Origin of the sequence: Terriglobus sp. 2YAB30_2, from assembly GCF_052114765.1 — a bacterium.
Taxonomy (GTDB): domain Bacteria; phylum Acidobacteriota; class Terriglobia; order Terriglobales; family Acidobacteriaceae; genus Terriglobus.
In genome coordinates, this window is the sequence record NZ_JBFRFJ010000010.1 from 21917 (window position 1) to 39833 (window position 17917).

General features: G+C 61.2%; 17 protein-coding genes. 9 read left to right on the forward strand and 8 right to left on the reverse strand.

The features are described 5' to 3' along the window. The first annotated feature begins 237 nt into the window (after positions 1-237). Genes AB4Y89_RS15580 through AB4Y89_RS15590 form a run of 3 tightly spaced genes read left to right on the forward strand, consistent with a single transcriptional unit; the run spans position 238 to position 2133 of the window. A complete protein-coding gene (locus tag AB4Y89_RS15580; protein WP_442301859.1) occupies positions 238-1020 on the forward strand; it encodes a sulfite exporter TauE/SafE family protein in 783 nt (260 codons plus the stop codon). Positions 1021-1042: 22 nt separating this feature from the next. Beyond that, positions 1043-1477: a DUF971 domain-containing protein gene (locus AB4Y89_RS15585; protein ID WP_442301860.1), complete on the forward strand. Its 435-nt coding sequence runs from the start codon at positions 1043-1045 to the stop codon at positions 1475-1477. Beyond that, a complete protein-coding gene (locus AB4Y89_RS15590) occupies positions 1474-2133 on the forward strand; it encodes a ferredoxin--NADP reductase (RefSeq protein WP_442301861.1) in 660 nt (219 codons plus the stop codon). The genes AB4Y89_RS15585 and AB4Y89_RS15590 overlap by 4 nt, the downstream gene beginning before the upstream one ends. A 142-nt stretch (positions 2134-2275) precedes the next feature. Here AB4Y89_RS15590 and AB4Y89_RS15595 read toward each other — a convergent pair whose 3' ends face one another. The 4 genes from AB4Y89_RS15595 to AB4Y89_RS15610 all read right to left on the reverse strand — a co-directional run bounded on the left by AB4Y89_RS15595 (position 2276) and on the right by AB4Y89_RS15610 (position 4761). Further along, positions 2276-3094 (reverse strand): LytR/AlgR family response regulator transcription factor, encoded by an 819-nt coding sequence (locus AB4Y89_RS15595; RefSeq protein ID WP_442301862.1) that lies wholly within the window; start codon positions 3092-3094, stop codon positions 2276-2278. Between the two features lie 175 nt (positions 3095-3269). Next, complete coding sequence (locus AB4Y89_RS15600) at positions 3270-3809, reverse strand: zinc ribbon domain-containing protein (protein ID WP_442301863.1); 540 nt, start codon at positions 3807-3809, stop codon at positions 3270-3272. After that, complete coding sequence (locus AB4Y89_RS15605; protein ID WP_442301864.1) at positions 3809-4132, reverse strand: hypothetical protein; 324 nt, start codon at positions 4130-4132, stop codon at positions 3809-3811. The genes AB4Y89_RS15600 and AB4Y89_RS15605 overlap by 1 nt, the downstream gene beginning before the upstream one ends. Then, positions 4132-4761, reverse strand: coding sequence for an RNA polymerase sigma factor (locus tag AB4Y89_RS15610; RefSeq protein WP_442301865.1), 630 nt, complete (start codon positions 4759-4761; stop codon positions 4132-4134). The genes AB4Y89_RS15605 and AB4Y89_RS15610 overlap by 1 nt, the downstream gene beginning before the upstream one ends. Before the next feature lie 186 nt (positions 4762-4947). Between AB4Y89_RS15610 and rlmB the strand changes: the two genes are divergently transcribed. Next, complete coding sequence (gene rlmB, locus AB4Y89_RS15615; RefSeq protein ID WP_442301866.1) at positions 4948-5733, forward strand: 23S rRNA (guanosine(2251)-2'-O)-methyltransferase RlmB; 786 nt, start codon at positions 4948-4950, stop codon at positions 5731-5733. After that, positions 5734-7548, forward strand: coding sequence for a hypothetical protein (locus AB4Y89_RS15620; protein WP_442301867.1), 1815 nt, complete (start codon positions 5734-5736; stop codon positions 7546-7548). It begins immediately after the preceding gene. A 102-nt stretch (positions 7549-7650) separates the two neighbouring features. On the opposite strand, the gene AB4Y89_RS15625 is transcribed toward AB4Y89_RS15620, so the two are convergent. Together AB4Y89_RS15625 and lepB are read right to left on the reverse strand one after the other, a co-directional pair. Next, positions 7651-9285: an AsmA family protein gene (locus AB4Y89_RS15625; RefSeq protein WP_442301868.1), complete on the reverse strand. Its 1635-nt coding sequence runs from the start codon at positions 9283-9285 to the stop codon at positions 7651-7653. After that, the gene (gene lepB, locus AB4Y89_RS15630; RefSeq protein ID WP_442301869.1) at positions 9286-10083 is read right to left on the reverse strand and encodes a signal peptidase I; all 798 of its coding nucleotides are present in this window, start codon (positions 10081-10083) and stop codon (positions 9286-9288) included. Between the two features lie 116 nt (positions 10084-10199). Between lepB and AB4Y89_RS15635 the strand changes: the two genes are divergently transcribed. Both AB4Y89_RS15635 and AB4Y89_RS15640 read left to right on the forward strand, forming a co-directional pair. Further along, positions 10200-10742 carry a regulatory protein RecX gene (locus AB4Y89_RS15635; RefSeq protein ID WP_442301870.1) on the forward strand — a complete coding sequence of 181 codons (543 nt, stop codon included), beginning with the start codon at positions 10200-10202 and terminating at the stop codon, positions 10740-10742. After that, positions 10739-11635, forward strand: a complete 897-nt coding sequence (locus AB4Y89_RS15640) for a hypothetical protein (RefSeq protein ID WP_442301871.1) — start codon at positions 10739-10741, stop codon at positions 11633-11635. The genes AB4Y89_RS15635 and AB4Y89_RS15640 overlap by 4 nt, the downstream gene beginning before the upstream one ends. A gap of 41 nt (positions 11636-11676) precedes the next feature. Here the strand turns inward: AB4Y89_RS15640 and AB4Y89_RS15645 are convergent, their stop codons facing one another. After that, entirely contained in the window at positions 11677-12909 is a 1233-nt protein-coding gene (locus tag AB4Y89_RS15645; RefSeq protein ID WP_442301872.1) for a YXWGXW repeat-containing protein, read from the reverse strand. A gap of 246 nt (positions 12910-13155) precedes the next feature. Here AB4Y89_RS15645 and AB4Y89_RS15650 point away from each other — a divergent pair, with 246 nt between their 5' ends. Next, positions 13156-13671: a DinB family protein gene (locus AB4Y89_RS15650; protein WP_442301873.1), complete on the forward strand. Its 516-nt coding sequence runs from the start codon at positions 13156-13158 to the stop codon at positions 13669-13671. A gap of 31 nt (positions 13672-13702) precedes the next feature. On the opposite strand, the gene AB4Y89_RS15655 is transcribed toward AB4Y89_RS15650, so the two are convergent. After that, positions 13703-14851, reverse strand: a complete 1149-nt coding sequence (locus AB4Y89_RS15655; protein ID WP_442301874.1) for a GGDEF domain-containing protein — start codon at positions 14849-14851, stop codon at positions 13703-13705. A gap of 126 nt (positions 14852-14977) precedes the next feature. On the opposite strand from AB4Y89_RS15655, the gene alaS reads away from it, so the two are divergent. Further along, positions 14978-17656 carry an alanine--tRNA ligase gene (gene alaS, locus AB4Y89_RS15660; protein WP_442301875.1) on the forward strand — a complete coding sequence of 893 codons (2679 nt, stop codon included), beginning with the start codon at positions 14978-14980 and terminating at the stop codon, positions 17654-17656. Positions 17657-17917: the final 261 nt, after the last annotated feature.

Consider the following 17917-nt stretch of genomic DNA (forward strand, 5'->3'; position numbering starts at 1 on the left):
CGAGTGTGGCATCTGAAGTTCCTAGAGCCTATCGACAAGCACCCATACACTGGGTGCCCCATCCATCGCAATGCGATGGGTGGGATATTCGCACGGTTGGGCGAATCCGGGTGGGAGCATCGGGGTCTCCCATATCAGACCGACAGAATTTATCGAAACCCTAAAGAGCTGTTGTCCTGAACCGTAGCTGAAGGACCCGCTTTTTAGCAGATCGTTCGACAACCTACAATAAAAACAATGCCTGCCTATCTCATCACGCACGGCCACTATCTCTGGCTGATCCTTGCATCCTTTATCGCAGGCGTGATGAACGCGCTGGCGGGCGGAGGCTCGTTCGTCTCCTTCCCGGCGATGCTGGCAGTCGGCGTGCCTCCCATCCAGGCGAATGCAACCAACACGGTGGCTATCTGGCCGGGGCAGCTCACCTCGCTTGCCGCTCTGCGTGAAGATCTGCGGCGCGATGCGGTCTGGGTCGTGATCGTCGCCTCGGTGATCGGCGGCATCGGCGGAGCGATCATTCTGCTGCACACACAGCAGCAGACCTTTCTGCACGTGCTGCCGTGGATGCTGTTGGCGGCATCGTTGCTCTTCGGCGTCAGCGGACGCATCTCCCGCTGGCTGCGCAGCCGCAGTGAGCATCACCACCTCGATCACCGGGTTCCGGCGCTCTACGTGCTGCTCTGTCTGCTCCCGGTCACCTTTTACATCGGCTACTTCGGCGCGGGCGCGGGATTCCTCATCATGACGGTGCTGTCACTCTTCGGCGTGGAAGAGATGAATCAGTTGAACGCGCTCAAAGTGCTCGGCGCCTGCGTCTCGAATCTCTCTGCCGTGGTCACCTTCATCGTGCGCGGAGCGGTAGTATGGCATTTCTGCCTAGTGGCAATGATCTTTGCGGGATTGGGTGGATGGCTCGGCGCCCGTTATGCCCGGCGTATGAACGGCAACGTGCTGCGCGCCCTGGTGGTTGTTATCGGCTGTGCCGTCGCCGGCTGGTTCTTCTACCGCAATGCCGTTTGAAATTGAGCACTAAAATAGTTGTATGAGTCACGAAGGCATCCGTTTCGTAAGCCGGGAAGAGGCGCTGGCCGACGCCGCGCAGGATAACCGTCTGCCGCGCGAGGCAGTCACCCCGGCCAAGGTGCGGGTGCATCTGACCTCCGGCGAAGGTGTCGAGATCGAGTGGAAGGACGGCCATCACTCGAAGTGGACCTTCCCCTGGTTGCGTGATGCCTGCCCCTGCGCCACCTGCCACGAAGAGCGCCAGCACACCGGCCGCAAACCGGGTGAGCCCAAGCCGAAGCCCAAGGAACTCTTCGCCATGTACCAGGCGCCCGCCAAGCCGACCTCCGTGGAGAAGATCGGCAACTACGCACTGAAGTTCAAGTGGAATGATGGGCACGAAGCCGGCATCTACTCCTGGGATCACCTGCGCCGCGTCTGCAACTGTGACGCTTGCCGGAGCACGCGGGCGTGATTGCTGCCAAACTCGCCTCGAAGCGTCTGCTCAGTGAAGCTTCTCAGACCTGGGAGCTTTCCTTCCTCTGCAGTGAACCGCTCACCTATCAGCCCGGGCAGTTCTACTCGTTTGTCACGGAGCGTGATGGCAAGCAGGAGGTCCGGGCGTATTCGCTGACGCAGGCTCCCGATGGCGATCGTATGGTGCTCTGTCTCAACCGTGCCGGATGGTACTCCAACCTGCTGTGCGATCTGGAGACCGGCGGGACCGTGCAGGTACAAGGTCCCTATGGTGGATTTGTTCTTCACGAAGGTCCAGGCATCATCCTCGCCGACGGCGTCGGCATTGCGCCTGTAGCAGCAATGGTGGATGCTTTACTGCGCGCACCGCGCATCGCCGGCCCGCTGCATCTGCTGCACACGGCTTCTTCGGAATCAGAGCTGTTTTATCGCGACCGCTTTGAGCAGGCTGAGCGCGAGATTGCCGGATTCCATTATCTGCCGCTGCCAGACGTTGAGATGGCTCCGCATCTGGAAGAGATCCTGTCTCAGGCCGGAGACGAAAAGCCAACGGCTTACATTGTCGGCCTGAATGCCTTTGCGGCTCCGCTGCGGCAGTGGTTCAAAGATCGCGGATGGGATCGTAAGCAGATCGTCTTCGAGCGTTACGACTGAAGATTTTCGCCGTCAAATCTCACCCGGGTGCCCCACCCTCACAACGTTAGGGTGGGTTCAGAAGCCACGTAGATCAAAAGAACCTGGGTTTCGTTACCCACCCATCGCGTTGCGATGGATGGGGCACCCAGAATAGGGCTTGTCAGAGGTTGAACAGCTCTTTCAACCGTTTGGTCTGTGCGCGGCTTACAGGAATCTCCGTCTGTTGACGGTCGTCCATGCGGAGCTGGTAGCTCGACTTGAACCATGGCACCACTTCGCGGATGTGATGGATGTTCACGACATAGCTGCGGTGAGCACGCCAGAAGATCTCCGGATTCAACTGGTCCATCAACTCTTCCAGTGTGCGGCAGTTTGAGGTTCCCTCAACGTTCTGCGTCACGATGGAGATCTGGCCCTCATCGATCGCGGCAAAGCAGATGTGCTTCTGATCGACCAGAAGCAGCCGGTTCTGCGCCCGCACCACAACCTTGCTGCTGGAGCGCGCTGGAGCAGTAGCCTGCTGCGCTTGTTCTTCCAGCAGCTTCATCAGGGCATCGAGCTTGGCGCTGTTCGGATCAGTAGAGGTTTGCACAGAAGCTGCAGCTTCGGCCGCGACGCGGCCGCGCGCCTTCTCCACTGTCTGTTCCACACGTGCGCGGTCGAAGGGCTTCAGCAGGTAGTCAACCGCGTTCACTTCAAAGGCGCGCACGGCGTACTGATCGTATGCGGTTGCGAAGACCACCTGCGGCAGTCGGGTCACCTTGCCGATCAGCTTCTTCAGAACGGCAAACCCATCCAGGCCGGGCATCTGAACGTCGAGAAAGACAACATCCGGCTTGTGTTCACGGATGAGTTCGACGGCTTCAATCCCATTCGATCCCTGGGCAAGCACTTCCACATCGCCGGCTTTCTCCAGCAGGTACTCCAGCTCCTGCCGAGCAAGCGGCTCGTCGTCGATGATGAGAGCGGTCATCGCCATGCCAATAATGCAGTATAGAAGAAAGGGCGAGGTAGCAGTGCCGCGAACAAAATTGCGCTAGAGCATTTCTCCTGTAGGTGTAGTGTAGGGATTCCGTATCTATGGGCGTTTTCCGCAATGAAAACGCCGCGGCGCTCCCCTTCCGGGATATCCAGCAACAGGAGAAATACTCTAGCTACTCGTCGTGATAGGCCCGCAGGCGGCTCGGAGATCCATCGGCGGCAAGATCATGCCCGCAGTTGGAACAGTAGATATCGGTAATCTGTACGCTGCGGAAGCACTGTCCGCAGACCGGTGCGGTCTGGAAGCGGCACTGCGGGCAGAAATTGTAGCCGGCCTGCAGCTCGGTGCTGCAGTGGGGGCACCGGGAGACCACTGGCTGGCGCACCAGGAAGTAGACAATGGCTCCAACGCCGGCAGGCATCAGGATAACCATCAGCATCCACAGCGGCGCCGACATATTGCGGCGCTTGACGTCGCGGCTGACGTAACCGGCCAGCAGGGCGTAGCTGGCAAGCGCAGAACCCCAGAAGAAGCCCATCGCAATGCGCATCGCCAGCAGCTCGCCGTGGCGATGAGGCATCTTGAAATGAAAGAGATACTGCAGCCCGACAAAGAAGATTGCAGCCAGCAGGATCGACCAGGTGGGAACCAGGCTCAGATCGTATTCGGCGTTACCGGTATCTCTATCTCGGCGCTCGTGAACTTCCGCCATTAGTAACGACCTCCGCGGCCAGCACTCACACGCTTGTACCAAACCACGCCGATCGCTGCTGCGGAGACAGGGATGAGCCACATGAGCAGCACGAAGATCTGCTCACTGGCATAAGGCAACGTGTCTTCCACGTCGGAGTCCGAGGCAAGGATCACCGCCGTGGTGACCATGGCAGCAATCAGCAGGACACCTCCGAAGATCAGTGGGAGGTAGAGGCTCCGTACTTTCCTCTTCTGTGCCTGTTGTTTCAATGCTTGTGCGCGAATCGCCCGGTGCGTGCGATTGACGACGCGGGATGGAGCGGGGGGAGTCATTGTAGCCATCACCGTGTTCCTTCCACCGGTACCCTGCGAAGAGATTCGACCTGCGGCCGCAGGGCTGCAAGGCCGCGGTAGAGCCGGGATTTCACGGTCGAGAGAGGAGCTCGCGTTACCGTCGCAATCTCTTCCAGCGACATGTCTTCATGGAAGCGAAGCGTCAGTACTTCGCGGTAGCTGGGCTCCAGCGTCAGCAGCACCGTGGCTACCTCGGCGGCGTGCTCTCGCTCCTGGAACTGTTCAAAGGGAGACGGTGCGTCCAGGGCGATCTCAAACGGGCGCTCGTCTTCTCCACCTTCGCTCATCTCATCCAGGCTGGCCATGGTCTTCCGGCGGGCGTTGTCGATGACCAGGTTGCGGGCGATCGTAAACAGCCAGGTCTCAAAACGGGCTTTGCCGTTGTACTGGGAGCCACGCACCAGAACCCGCATCCAGGTCTCCTGGAACAGGTCTTCGGCCATCTCCCGGCGTCCGGTCAGGAAGGTCAGGTACCGCATCAGGCGGTGCTGATACTGCTCGATCAGTGTGTCAAGAAGATCCGGGTCCTGCCGCTTCAGCCCGCGCGCGATGGCAGCGTTTTCCTGCGCCTGCTCCGCGATGGCGGCTTCAGTCCGGACTAAAGAGAAGGACGGCACATTTCCTCTGACGGGCACCCCGCGCCGAAAGACTCGGAGGCGGCGATTTTTTCGTAAAAATCGGGTCGAGATCAGTATAGGTCGCCCGGCCGTAGCCGTGGAGCAGAATTTCCCAGCGTTTTCGCCAATTTTCCCGCTATTGGGAACGACCGATTCAGGGGGGAGGCAGGACGATAAACTGCTTGGATGGAAGTTCTGTACGGCATTCACCCGGTAGAGGAGGCAGTACGTTCTGGTGGCCGCCCGCTGGATCACGTCCGTTTCGCCCGTGACCGCCGCGATGCCCGGCTGGAAGCGGTGCTCGATCTCTGCCGTAAGGCAGGGGTTAAGTGCTCGCCGGCGTCCAAAGACGAGCTCACCCGGCTGGCCCAAACCGAGATGCACCAGGGCATCGTCGCCCAGGTACGAGAGCGTAAGTTACTGGCGATCGAAGACTTGCTGGCCGCTCCGCCCCGGAACGGGGAGCATTACTTCTTCCTCGCCCTCGACGGCGTCGAAGATCCCCACAATCTCGGCGCGCTGCTGCGTACCGCCGATGGAGCCGGTGTCGATGGCATCCTTCTGCCCGAGCGGCGCTCGGCGCCTCTGACCGCGGTGGTCGCCAAGTCTTCAGCCGGGGCCAGCGAATACGTTCGTATCGCCCGCGTCACCAACCTGGTGCGCGCCCTTGAGCGCCTGAAAGAGGAGAATGTCTGGGTGGTCGGTCTGGATGAACGTGGCACGCCCGACTACAGCGATTACGACTTCAAAACGCACACAGCGCTGGTTCTCGGACGAGAAGGCGCCGGGCTGCACGATCTGGTCAAGCGCACCTGCGATCACCTGCTGCGTATCCCGATGGCGGGTTCCGTCAGCTCACTGAACGTCTCGGTCGCTGGCGCGGTGGTGATGTATGAAGCAGTTCGGCAACGTGCCGGCGCTCCCGCTCCGGCGGCAAAGCCGTCCAAACCGCGTAAGGGTTTAGGTTCCTAGATGTTTTTTGTAAGCCGATTGGGATGTGCGGCCGTACTGCTGGCCGCCGGTGTGGCGTGGGCGCAGCAGCAGCCCCAGGTCATCTTTCAGTCTCCTCCGGAGACACCCCAGAAGAAGCCGGCGGTGCTGATCCAGGTCTCGGACGAGGTCCGCTCATCGCTGATCTTTACCGCCTATGACATGGACCTGCACCTGAATACGACGGAAAGCGCGCTCTCCGCCCGAGTGCGTCTGACGGTGCGCAATGGTGGAACGAAGCCGATCGAGGATCTTCCGCTCCAGATCTCATCGTCCATGATGTGGGACCTCGCCCGCCTGGTCGAAGACGGCCGCACCGTCACCCTCCCAGTGGCTCAGCACCAGGTGAAGACCGACCTCGACCATACCGCCGCAGTGACCGAGGCCGTGCTGCATCTGCCCAAGCCTCTCACTGTCGATGCATCGGTGACCCTCGATGTGCTCTACTCCGGCAAGGTCGAACAGACCACTGGAGCGGAGAGCTCTTCCTCTGCGTCCTCTTTGGAGTGGGATCGCATCACGGACGACTTCACGGGCGTGCGCGGCTTCGGCAATGTGCTCTGGTATCCCGTCAGCGCGCCGCCTGCGTTCATGGGTGATGGAAACCGCGTCTACGACCTCATCGGCCGCAATCGTCTGGCGACGCAGACGGCCCGCGTGAGCGGACGTCTTACGGTCGAGTACGCGGGCGACCCGCCGCGGCTGGCGTTCTTGTGCGGCCGCCAGGCCGTATTGGAGACGCACCAGGACAATCCGAACCAGCCCTCCGCTGCTGCCACCGGTGTGGCCACCGCCAGCTTCGCGGCATTCCCTCTGGGATTCCATCCGCTCAGCCTATTTCTCAGCAAAGACCAGCCGGAGATGCTGGGCGGCGGTTATCTGGCCGTGATCTCTGAAGATGCCGAGCGGGCAAGCAACCTGAACAAGACGGCATTGAATGTCTTTCCTTTGCTCACCACCTGGCTGGGTGCGCGGCCTAACGTCCCACTAACAATGCTGGAAGCTAACCTCCCGCAACCTTTTGAGTCCGGGCCGTTCCTCGTGGGGCAGCTCCCGAGCGGCTCCGGCCAAGATGCCGAGGCTCTGGTGCATGCCTTCACGCACGCTTACACCGGCAACCAGCCCGCCTGGCTGGACGAAGGCCTGGCGCGCTTTATGGAGCTGTTGTGGATCGAACGTAGCGAAGGGCGCGAGGCTGCCGTTGCGGCGTTGGAAGACGGCCGCAGCGCGCTGACGCTGCTCGAGCCTGACCTCTCCCAACCGGATGCCGGTGAGGGCCAGCCCCTGGAGAAGGCACACAGCGATCTGATCTACCGCACCAAGGCGGCCTATGTGTTCTGGATGCTGCGATCGATTGCCGGAGATACCGCCCTGCAACAGGCGCTGGCGGCGCTTCGTACGCAGCCCTCGCCGAATGCGGCAACCTTCCGTCGCCTGCTCGAAGAGACATCGCAGAAAGACCTCGGCTGGTTCTTTGACGACTGGGTCGACCACGACCGTGGCTTGCCCGATCTCGCCATTGTCTCGGTAACGCCGCGCGCCATCGAGCGCATCGGCGGCTACCTGATCTCCGTCGAAGTCTCGAATGCCGGCTACGCTGCGGTCGATGTGCCGGTGACGATCCGCTCGGGCAACCTGACCACCACAGAGCGCCTGCGCATTCCGGCACGCTCCCGTTCCACCACCCGCATCGTCTTCAACGACTCACCCCAACAGGTCCAAGTCAACGACGGTACGACACCGGAGCTACGCTCGACGGTGCATGTGCTGGATGTGAGTCTTAAGACCGCCCAGTAGGGCGGTCGGTTGAATGGTTCAATCGTTGAATAGTTGAATGGTGGGGTCATGGGTGAGTTGAGCCTGTAGCCTTCACCATTCAACTATTCAGCCAATCACTATTCAACGCCTGCGCGCTACGCGCGCAGGAGGCGCCACAGCGGTGGCGCACGTAAACGGCGGAGCCGTGTTGCTGTGCTCGCAGCTCAGGTTCAACTGGGTGGAGCCGTCTTTCGGCAGCAGCGGATCGATCTGGTCACCCAGTGGAGTCAGCGCGGCCAGGTCCCGTGTCTCTGTCGCATCTGCCTCGCCCGTGATCTGAATCAGGCTCAGGTGAGAATCGAATCGGCCGCTGACCTGGGCGGGGTTCTCTCCTCCAAGCTCGACCGGCAGCCGGTCGAAGGTGAAGGCATAGCGCCGCAGATCACCCTGCAGATTGCTATTTTCTGGCTTCAGGCCGGGGCGTCCTTTGAATACCACTGGGGTCACGGCAGCGTCAGTCAGCTCGACCGTCCGGTCTTTGATGACCTCGTGGTTTTTAGCGGTGAGTCCCAGCTTGTTGGCGGTGAGGTGGCCCTTCCATCCGCTAACGGCCCCGTAGGTCAGGTCCGCATCGACGGTTCCGGAGGCGGCCCATTGCGGCGATACGCGTGAGCTCGCAACTTTGCCCCAGTTCAACAGCGTATCCGCGGCAACCTGGCGAAGTCCTAGCTGGATTGCCGCCTTTTCCGGCTCGCGAACGTCGTCGATCCGCCCGGTCAGGGCAACGGCGCCGGCATCGACGGGCGCCTCGCACTTCACCTCTTCCAGGGTCAGGAAACGGTTGGTGGCGCGCAGTCCGCAACGTATCTCTGCAGAGATCGGCTGTGCCGGGAAGAACTCCGCGCGGCGAAGACCGTCCAGCTTGATCCAGGTCTGCACGTTGGACTCGGCGAAGGTGCCCTTGACGTTGGCTCCCCATTCGAGGGTTCCGCGCAGACCGGCATCGGCTCCGATCAGCACTTTACTAGTCTCGCCGAGCTGGGCTTTGGTCCATACACCGTGCAGGTCGATCGGAACCTGGCTGAAGCTCTCCGCATGTTTCAGCGTGCCTTCAACCCGCAGAACGCCAGTATCGCTGGCATCGGTGTCGGTACGTGACGGATGGGCCTCCAGGCGGATGCGCCACTCGTCTGGATTCGGCAGCCAGAGCGCAAATTCGGCCTCGGTGAGAGAGAACGGTGTCTTTTCGTTGCCAAGTTTCAGGTTGACGCGGGCGCTGGTGGCTTCGATGTAGGGAAAGCGGGGTTTGGCACCGGCCTTCGGCTGCGCTGTAGGAGCGGCGTCCACCTGCGTGGCGTGCATCAGGATTGCCTGCAGGTTCCAGCGGCCATTCTCGGCACGAACCAGGTTCACGCTGGGCTCTGTCAGCGAGATGGAGGAGGCTTCCAGCTTTCGCCGCCACAGCGAGCTCAAACGAAGGGTCACGTGGACCTGGTTGGCGCGCATCACCGGTTCTGAGCCGAACTCCGGATCTTCGCTGATGACGAAGTTCTCCAGCGTTAAGCCGGGCGTGGGGAGCATGCTCAGGGTGATGTTGTCGATGTGCACCGGCCGCCCGATGGCCTCGCTGATGCCCTGCGCGACCCGCAGGCGATAGCGGCCCACGTTGATCATCGGCAGCGCAAAGATGGCTACCAGCACAAGAACAATCAGGCCAAGAGCCATGGCGATGCGCCGACGCAGCGAACGCTTCGGGTATGCACCGATCTCAGACATCTACTTCACCAGGTGCAGCGTACGCTTCCAGCGCGTCTCGTCGAAGAAGTGCAGAATTACGTGGGCTGCGAAGCTGATGCGGTCGCCGACCGTCTGCTTATTGATCTGGTCTGCCGGAGTCTCGAACGACCAATAGACGAACATGGGCCGGCCGACGACGTTTTCCATGGGAACGAAACCCCAGAAGCGGCTGTCCAGCGAGTCCAGGCGGTTGTCGCCCATGGCGAAGACCTTGCCTGGAGGAACAACGAGATCCTCTCCCTGGATGTGGGCGGGAAGGTCTTCACGCCAGACACCGGGAACGTCTTCTGAGGACATGTAGGACGGCGGAGGATAGAGCGGGAAGTCGTCGCGGAACTCCTGATACTCCCGGATGCTTCCGTTCTCGTCGCGGTCGCCGGGCTTGGAGATGTAGGACTCGTTCTGTTGAACGCCATTGACGTACAGAATGCCGTTGCGCAGATGAATCTTGTCGCCGGGCAGGCCAACCAGACGCTTGACCAGGAAGAGATCGGGCCAGCCGGGCTTCAGGAAGACGAAGACATCGCCGCGGTGGGGCTGGCGGTAGTGCACTAGCGGCATCCACTTGCTCTGTGGAGCCAGGGTGACACGGTCGACCAGCACATGGTCGCCGATCAGCAGCGTCTTCACCATGGAGGCCGATGGGATCTCAAAATTCTGGAAGATGAAGGTCATGACGAAGAGACCCACGGCCAGAACACTGGCGATGGAGGCGATGCTTTCGAGCAGGGTCTCTTCGCGCTTTGGTTCTGCAGGCTGCTGCTCTTCGTTTGGCAAAGGAACTTTCTCCTCAGCAAGTGTAACTGGTCGGGTCTCCGGAGGGGTCAAAGGGGCGGCCCCGGGGGGCGATCCGGTACCCTGTCCGTCAATTCTTCTAGAATTTCCTAACACTGATGCCATTCCGTAAACCCAAAGCGCGCGAACCGATGAATGAGGCTGAGCTGCTGGACTATGCCGCAGGCGCCCTGGGCCGCCGCATGCGTACCGTGGCCGAACTGAAGAAGCTGATGAAAGCCCGTGTGGAAGACTCCGCGGAGGGCGAAGCAAAGATCGGTCGGGTAATCGCCCGGTTGGAAGAGATGCGCTACCTCTCCGATCCGCGCTTTGCCGCCGACTTCACACGGCTCCGCCAGGAGAACCAGGCCTTCGGCAAACGCCGCATCGCCAATGACCTACGTCAGAAGGGGATTGCGTCTCCTCTGATCGAGAAGACACTCACGGCTGCGTTCGAAGACGTGAAAGAGCTCGATCTGGCGCGCGAGCATCTACGAAAGAAGCGGATTGCGGTGCCGACTAACGAAAAAGAGTCGGCACGGATCGTACGCCGGCTGGCTGCGGCCGGTTTCTCCACCGGCACCATCTTCGCGGCGCTCAAGGAGCTGAAGGCCGGCGACGATGTGCTGGCCGAGGTCGAAACTCTGGACGAGATGGAATGAGCGTCACGCAGGTCATCGCGATCGACTGGTCAGGCCGCGTCGATACCGCCGGACAGCGCCGTCACATCTACGCCGCCCGCTGGCACAACGGTAGAGTCACGCTGACCAACGGCCGCACGCGGCAGGAGACGGCGGAGTGGTTGATCACGCTGGCAAAGGATGATCCATCGCTGGTCGTCGGTTTCGATTTCTGCTTTTCCTTCCCCGCATGGTTTCTTCGCGAGTTGGAGATGGAGAGTGCCCCGGAGTTCTGGCGGCTGGTTACCGAGCAGCACGGTGAGCGCTGGCTCTCGCGCGAGTGTGAGGACCGCCGCTTCTGGGGAAAACCGCACAAACGGCCCGCGGAGTTTTCGGGCGATCGGCTGCATCGCATGCTGCGCGCTACCGATATTGACTGCAAGCTGGTTGCACTTATTCCGGAAGAAGAGCGCGCGCTGCGCGTGAAAGGCATCACGCCGAAATCCGTCTTCCAGATCGGTGGCTCCGGTTCGGTAGGTACGGCTTCGCTGCGTGGCATGCCGGTGCTGCTGCAACTGCGCGAAGCAGGCTTCTCGGTCTGGCCCTTTGACCGGCCAAAGCTGCCGCTCGTGGTGGAGATGTATACGCGGCTCAACACCGGGCCGGTGCACAAGTCGAACCCGGAGAAGCGTGCGGAGTATCTGCTGCGCAAACGAAAAGAAAATCCTGCCTATGCCGCTCTGCCGCGCGGTGTGCTGCAGTCGGCCCGCGCCGGGGAAGACGCCTTCGATGCCTTAGTCAGCATGATGGTAATGGTCGAACGGCGTGACGAGTTTCCACGCCTTGTTCAGCCACGCGATCCGCTGCATGCGATGGAGGGCTGGACGTGGGCGCCCGACCTGCAAACGACACAAAAGAAAAAGAGCCGCAGCTGACATCGACCGCGGCCCTTCTTCGTTGAGGCGGGAAAAGTGCTCTACCGCCGCCCTTCCTCGCGGTTAATCTGGCGTCCGGCGTGGTTTTGTTCACGATTGACCTGTTGCCGCTGCTGCTGTGTCATGGCTCCGCCGTTCGCGACACGCTCGTTGTGCACCTGCTGGGCGATTCCAGCCTGTTGGCGGTTGTCGCGCGCGGCCTGCGCAGAGTTGAGCTGACCGTCACGCAGTCCGTTGGCAACCCGCTGCTGCTGATAGGCTTCGCGATTGTTCACGGCGTTGGGTGCGACGCGATTGGCGTTGTGATTGTCGTTATAGATCTGGCGGCTGGCCGCATTCTGCTCATGGTTGACCTGTTGCCGCTCCTGCGGCGTCAGTGCGCCACCGTTCGCGGCACGGTCGTTGTGGACCTGCCGGTCGATGTTGGCCTGTGTCCGTTCCGCCTGGGCCGCCTCACCGGAGGTCATCTGTCCGCTATGCAATCCATTGGCGATGCGCTGGTCCTGATTGCCTTCACGCTGGTTGGGGTTGAACCGCGCTGCCGCTGCCGCATTCGTCGGGTTGGCATGGAACGAGGCAGGAGTTGCCGCAGCTATCACTCCAGGGCGCCCGCCGTTCGCGCTGGCGAACTGCGCGCGGTTCTGCGAGGCGAAGGTCTGATGCTGCATCTGCTCGTTGGTTGCGACGACATGGTTCTCGCGCATGGCGTTTGCTTCAAACGCACTTGGACGCGCCTGGATGCCGCCATTACCGCCGTTGTAACTCACGCGGTTGATCGTGGTGTTGTTCACAATCACCGTTTTGTTGACGTAGACATTGGTGACGTGAACGCTGCCGAAGTTCGCGGCAGCGCTGTTGTAGAAGAAGCTGCCTCCACGCCACTCGCCTCCTCCAAAGCCGGAGCCGAAGTATCCGAAGCCATAGTTAACACCGCCGTAGAAGCCGACGTGCGGTCCCCAGTAGCCGGGGTGGAAGAGATACGCGCCGCCCTCCCAGCCCCAGTAGGCAGGGGTCCACAACAGGCCCGGACGCGGAGGCGCAACCCAGACGCCGGGGACCCAGTAATAGCCGCCGGGGCCATAGGCCCAGTAGCCGGGAGTCCAAATGTAGCCGGGCGCCGGAAGCGGCGGCTGCGTATAAACCGGCAATGCCGGCGGAGCAACGTTGACGGAGATAAACACACCGGCCTGGCTCTGCGGCACCTGGATAACGGCTGCGGAGAAGAGCATCGCGCCGGCGACGAGAAGTGTACGACCTTGGGTGAGAAGCGACATGGGGAGACTCCTGCGACCTTTTGTGTCCGCTTCACGCGGCCGGTCCACTCCCTCATACCCTCGCGTTTTAAGAATGTTGCAGCGGAGGAGGAAAATAAACTTCGTCAGGAAAAGGCAACCAATCGCTGCAGCAGGTGTTGCGCACCCATTGCTCCGTTTATGGGGAATGCATTTTTACTTATAACGATGGCGCTGGACCGCGAAGGTAACGCACACTTCTCTCGCGGAGTTTAGGAGGGGGTAGGCATGACACAGATCGCGGTGTGGTTTGAGCGGAAGTTTTCTTTCGGATATCCAAAGGAGCTGTTACCCAACCTGATGGCGCGGCTGCGCGGCACGCCGGCGCGGCTGGAGGAAGAGCTGCGATGCCATACACCTCAGCGGCTGATCGCCAGGCCCGAACATGGCTGGTCCGCGCAGGAGAATGCCGGCCATCTGCTGCAACTGGAGCCGCTGTGGCTCACACGGGTAGAAGACTTCGTCCGGGGCAGCAACACTCTCACACCTACTGACCTTGCCAATCGCGCGACTACAGACGGTGGATTCAACGAACGTCCATTGGAAGAGATACTCTCCGGCTTCCGCAGTGCACGCAGCAAACTTCTGAGCCGTGTGGCCTCGCTGGACGAAGAAGCATGGGACCGCAGTATTGTGCACCCGCGCCTGAAACAGCCGATGACTTTGACAGATCATCTTTTCTTTGTCGCGGAACACGATGACCATCACCTGGCCCGCATCTGGGAGTTGTTTGAAGGGCTTTAGATCTGGAGTCTGTCGGTAGCCTCGGAATCCGTTACGCCATAAACGCGGGCTCAAATTCGCCGGAAGGAAATACTCGATTCCGTCCTGCTGCCTTGGCCTCATACAGCGCGCGATCGGACTGTTTGATCAGATCTTCCAGACCCACAATCTGGCCCACCAGCGTGGTGATGCCGACTGAAACCCGCACCTGGAACTGATGGGTTTCGGTCTGCACCCGCAGGGAAGAGACCTCGCCGCGGATCAGTTCGGCGATCATGCGAGCCATCTCCATGGGGGTATCCGGCAGCACCACCATGAACTCATCCCCGCCCAGGCGCGCCACCAGGTCGGTGCCGCGCACCGAGCGCCGGATCGCATGCGTCACTGCCAACAGGGCCCGGTCCCCGCCATGATGGCCGAAGCGATCGTTGATGCCTTTGAAGTGGTCCATGTCCAGCATCAGCGCCGAGATGGTTCCACCGGTCTTCGCCGAGCGTTGCAGCAGCTCAACGACCTCACGTTCGACGGCGCGGCGGTTCAGCACCCCGGTCAGCGGATCGGTCATGGCCTGGCGCTCCAGATCCTCGCGCAACTGCGCTGCCGACATCCAGATAAACCCGAAGGCGATGCCCGCAATCACGATCAGGTCCAGCCAGATGAAGTAGAAGCTGGGCACGTGAAAGCGATAGACCGCATAGCCCCGCACGGAGGTGACTGCGGCAAAGAACAGGAAGACTGAGCCCAGCAGGCGCGATGCGGTACGTACCCCGGCAGCCGCCGGCCCAAAGAGCACCCATGCCGTCATAAGGGAGGGTATCGCCATCATGGCGGAGATAACCGCAACCCGCGCGCCGATATCGGTGTGCACCAGCGAAAAATACGCGACGCCGCACATTCCCACCATGCAGACGCCGAGTACGGCGATCCACATCCGTTCCATGCGGCCCAGAAAGGCGGTGACGGCGCGGTTCAGGCACACCAGCTGCGCTACGAAGAGCAGGTTCGAGAAGACGATGCCGATCACGACCGGCAGATGTGCGCGTGCGCCCTGCAGCGACAGGGCAACGCCTCCGGCAAGATTCGAAGCGACAAACCAGTGCGCTCCCCGTAGACCAGGGTTTGCCAGGGAATTTACGAGCATCGTGAGGCCGAAGAGGAAAAACAGGCTCGACTCCACGAAGAAAAGAGTATTGATATCCATTGGGCCGTAGTCCGTTCAGGGAACGGATAAAAACATCATTTGGGGTACTTTCGCTTAGTGTTGCAGGCGGCGGGCGGCAAAGCAACGGCAAAAATGGCCGGGCCGCGCTGCTAGACTTAACAGGTCATGCAATATCGTTCCGGAAGCCAGATTCGCGAGGATTTCCTTCGCTTTTTCGAGACCAAGCAGCATCGCCGCATCCATTCGTCATCGCTGGTGCCGGCCAATGACCCCACGCTGCTGTTCACCAATGCGGGCATGAACCAGTTCAAGGACGTCTTCCTGGGGGCGGAAAAGCGCGATTATTCGCGCGCCACCACCAGCCAGAAGTGCGTCCGCGCCGGGGGCAAGCATAACGATCTCGAGAACGTCGGCTTCACCCGCCGCCACCATACCTTCTTCGAGATGCTGGGCAACTTCAGCTTCGGCGACTACTTCAAGAAAGACGCCATTGCCTATGCCTGGGAGCTGCTCACCAGCCCGGAATGGTACGGCATCCCGCAGGACAAGCTCTACGTCACCATCTTTGCCGGCGAGGGATCCGTCCCCCGCGACGATGAGGCCGAGCAGTTCTGGATTGCGGCCGGCGTTCCCAAAGAGCGCATCTTCGAGATGGGCGCCAAGGACAACTTCTGGCAGATGGGCGACACCGGCCCCTGCGGTCCCTGCAGCGAGATTTACTTCGACCTCGGCCTTGCGGCCGCCGATCAGCCTGGGGTGGACGTCCCTTTCCCGCAGGACGAGCAGCGCTACGTCGAGATCTGGAACCTGGTCTTCATGCAGTTCGACCGCGCCGCCGACGGCACACTGACCCCACTGCCCAAGCCTTCGATCGACACCGGCATGGGTCTGGAGCGTATCGCCTGCGTGCTGCAGGACAAGATCTCGAACTTCGAGACCGATCTGTTCACACCGCTGATTAATCGCGCCGAACAGCTTACTCATCACAAGGTCGAGAAGGATTCGGATATCGACGACCGCTCGCGGGCCTCGCTCCGCATCATCGCCGACCACGCCCGCGCTGCTACCTTCCTGATCAGTGACGGTGTGCTGCCGGCCAACGAAGGCCGCGGCTACGTTCTGCGCAAGATCATGCGTCGTGGTATCCGCCACGGACGCCTGCTGGGGCAGGAGCAGCCCTTCATGCACGAAATGGTCTATGCCGTCCGCGATGAGATGGGAACGGCGTATCCGGAACTGCACGAAACCGCTGACCGTGTCGCGAAGGTTGTTCTCGCCGAAGAACAGCAGTTCGCCCGTACGCTGCAGCTCGGCCTCTCGCAGATGAACGAAGAAACACTGAAATCCGGCGCTCTCGCCTTCCGTCTGTACGAGACCTTCGGCATGCCACTCGACTTCATGGTGGACGCCGCCCGCGATGCCGGCATTGAGTTCGATCTTGTTGGCTTTGAGAAGGCCAAGGAAGAAGAACAGGCCCGCGCCCGCGCTTCCTGGAAGGGCGGTTCCCAGAAAACGGCCGCTCCGGTCTTCCGCGACCTCGCGAAGACAGAGTTCCAAGGATACAAGCTGCTGCGCGTCGATGGCGCGAAGGTGCTGGCCATCGTTAAGGATGGCGTCGGCGCCGCTGTGCTGAACCCCGGCGATGCCGGCGAGGTCGTCCTCGATACCACCAGCTTCTACGCCGACTCCGGCGGCCAGGTTGGCGATATCGGCTGGCTCTACTCGGCCGATCACAATTCCGTTGTTGCCGATGTCGCCGGATGCACCAAGCCGGTTCAGGGCGTTTTTGCGCACAAGGTCGTCGCGCGTCAGCCCATCGCTGTCGGCGACGTCGTCGACACTGTCGTCAATGGCGATGTCCGTGCAGCCTCCACGCGCAACCACACCGGCACGCACCTGCTGCACGCTGCGCTGCGCGAGGTACTGGGCACGCACGTGAAGCAGGCCGGTTCGCTGGTCAATCCGCAGCGCCTGCGCTTCGACTTCTCACACTTCTCGCAGGTCGCCGATGAGGAGCTCGAGCAGATCGAGTCCATCGTCAACGAACAGGTGCTGAAGAACACAACCGTCCAGGTCTTCGAAGACGTGCCGATCGACGAGGCTATCAATGATCTGAAGGCGATGGCGCTCTTCGGTGAGAAGTACGGCGACCGCGTGCGTGTCATCAAGATCGGCGACTTCTCCACTGAGCTCTGCGGCGGTATCCACACCGCAGCCACTGGCGAGATCGGTCTGCTGAAGCTTGTCGGTGAGGGGTCGGTCTCGAGCGGCGTACGCCGTGTCGAAGCCGTCTCGGGTACGGGAGCCCTCAGCGAGTTCCGCAAGGACTTCGATGTGGCACGTGTCGCCTCGCAGATCGTCGGCGCGACGACGGCGGCTGATCCTGCCGTGGCGCTCCGCGACAAGATTGCTGCGCAGGAAGAGGAGCTGAAGAAGCTGAAGCGCGAGCTCGACCAGGCGCGCATGAAGTCGGCTGCTTCGGCGGTTACGGGCGATGCGGCTGTCGACGTTGACGGCATCAAGCTGCTGGCGCAGCGGGTGCCGGGCCTTGACCGCAATCAGATGCGCGAGCTGGTCGACAACCTGCGTAACCAGATCGGCTCTGGCGTTGTGGTGTTGGGTACTGCGACCGAAGATGGAAAGGTAGCCCTGATCGTGGGCGCCACCAAGGACCTCGCCGGCAGTAAGGTACACGCCGGCAAGTTGGTCGGAGCGCTCGCAGCGAAGGTCGGCGGCAAGGGTGGCGGACGTCCTGACCTGGCCGAAGCCGGCGGATCGGATGTCGCGGCGCTCGACGGCGCCATCTCCTCGGCAATCGAGACCCTGAAGTCACTGCTCTCATAGCCCCGGGTCCCTGAAGGGACCTGGGCATTCGCGCTTCGCGCGAACCGTTTTCCTTTTCCTTGGTAGGGAATAGGTAGAGAAGCAGATTTCTCCGCTCCCTTTGGTCGCTGCGAAATGACAAAACGTTGAACCGGAAAGGTTGAAAACGGGTTGTCGATGCGAAATAACAAAACCGGGACCCGCCTCGATACCCCATTTACCACCCAAGTACGCTCCGGTTTTTGTGCAGGTCTTCCGGGTTAACTGCTCGGTAAACTGGAA

What these genes read in the sequence shown, in the direction of transcription:
- AB4Y89_RS15580 (WP_442301859.1), top strand. Translation starts at nt 238, where the DNA reads ATGCCTGCCTATCTCATCACGCACGGCCACTATCTCTGGCTGATCCTT.
- AB4Y89_RS15585 (WP_442301860.1), top strand. Translation starts at nt 1,043, where the DNA reads ATGAGTCACGAAGGCATCCGTTTCGTAAGCCGGGAAGAGGCGCTGGCC.
- AB4Y89_RS15595 (WP_442301862.1), bottom strand. Translation starts at nt 3,094, where the DNA reads ATGGCGATGACCGCTCTCATCATCGACGACGAGCCGCTTGCTCGGCAG.
- AB4Y89_RS15600 (WP_442301863.1), bottom strand. Translation starts at nt 3,809, where the DNA reads ATGGCGGAAGTTCACGAGCGCCGAGATAGAGATACCGGTAACGCCGAA.
- AB4Y89_RS15605 (WP_442301864.1), bottom strand. Translation starts at nt 4,132, where the DNA reads ATGGCTACAATGACTCCCCCCGCTCCATCCCGCGTCGTCAATCGCACG.
- rlmB (WP_442301866.1), top strand. Translation starts at nt 4,948, where the DNA reads ATGGAAGTTCTGTACGGCATTCACCCGGTAGAGGAGGCAGTACGTTCT.
- AB4Y89_RS15620 (WP_442301867.1), top strand. Translation starts at nt 5,734, where the DNA reads ATGTTTTTTGTAAGCCGATTGGGATGTGCGGCCGTACTGCTGGCCGCC.
- AB4Y89_RS15625 (WP_442301868.1), bottom strand. Translation starts at nt 9,285, where the DNA reads ATGTCTGAGATCGGTGCATACCCGAAGCGTTCGCTGCGTCGGCGCATC.
- AB4Y89_RS15635 (WP_442301870.1), top strand. Translation starts at nt 10,200, where the DNA reads ATGCCATTCCGTAAACCCAAAGCGCGCGAACCGATGAATGAGGCTGAG.
- AB4Y89_RS15640 (WP_442301871.1), top strand. Translation starts at nt 10,739, where the DNA reads ATGAGCGTCACGCAGGTCATCGCGATCGACTGGTCAGGCCGCGTCGAT.
- AB4Y89_RS15645 (WP_442301872.1), bottom strand. Translation starts at nt 12,909, where the DNA reads ATGTCGCTTCTCACCCAAGGTCGTACACTTCTCGTCGCCGGCGCGATG.
- AB4Y89_RS15650 (WP_442301873.1), top strand. Translation starts at nt 13,156, where the DNA reads ATGACACAGATCGCGGTGTGGTTTGAGCGGAAGTTTTCTTTCGGATAT.
- AB4Y89_RS15655 (WP_442301874.1), bottom strand. Translation starts at nt 14,851, where the DNA reads ATGGATATCAATACTCTTTTCTTCGTGGAGTCGAGCCTGTTTTTCCTC.
- alaS (WP_442301875.1), top strand. Translation starts at nt 14,978, where the DNA reads ATGCAATATCGTTCCGGAAGCCAGATTCGCGAGGATTTCCTTCGCTTT.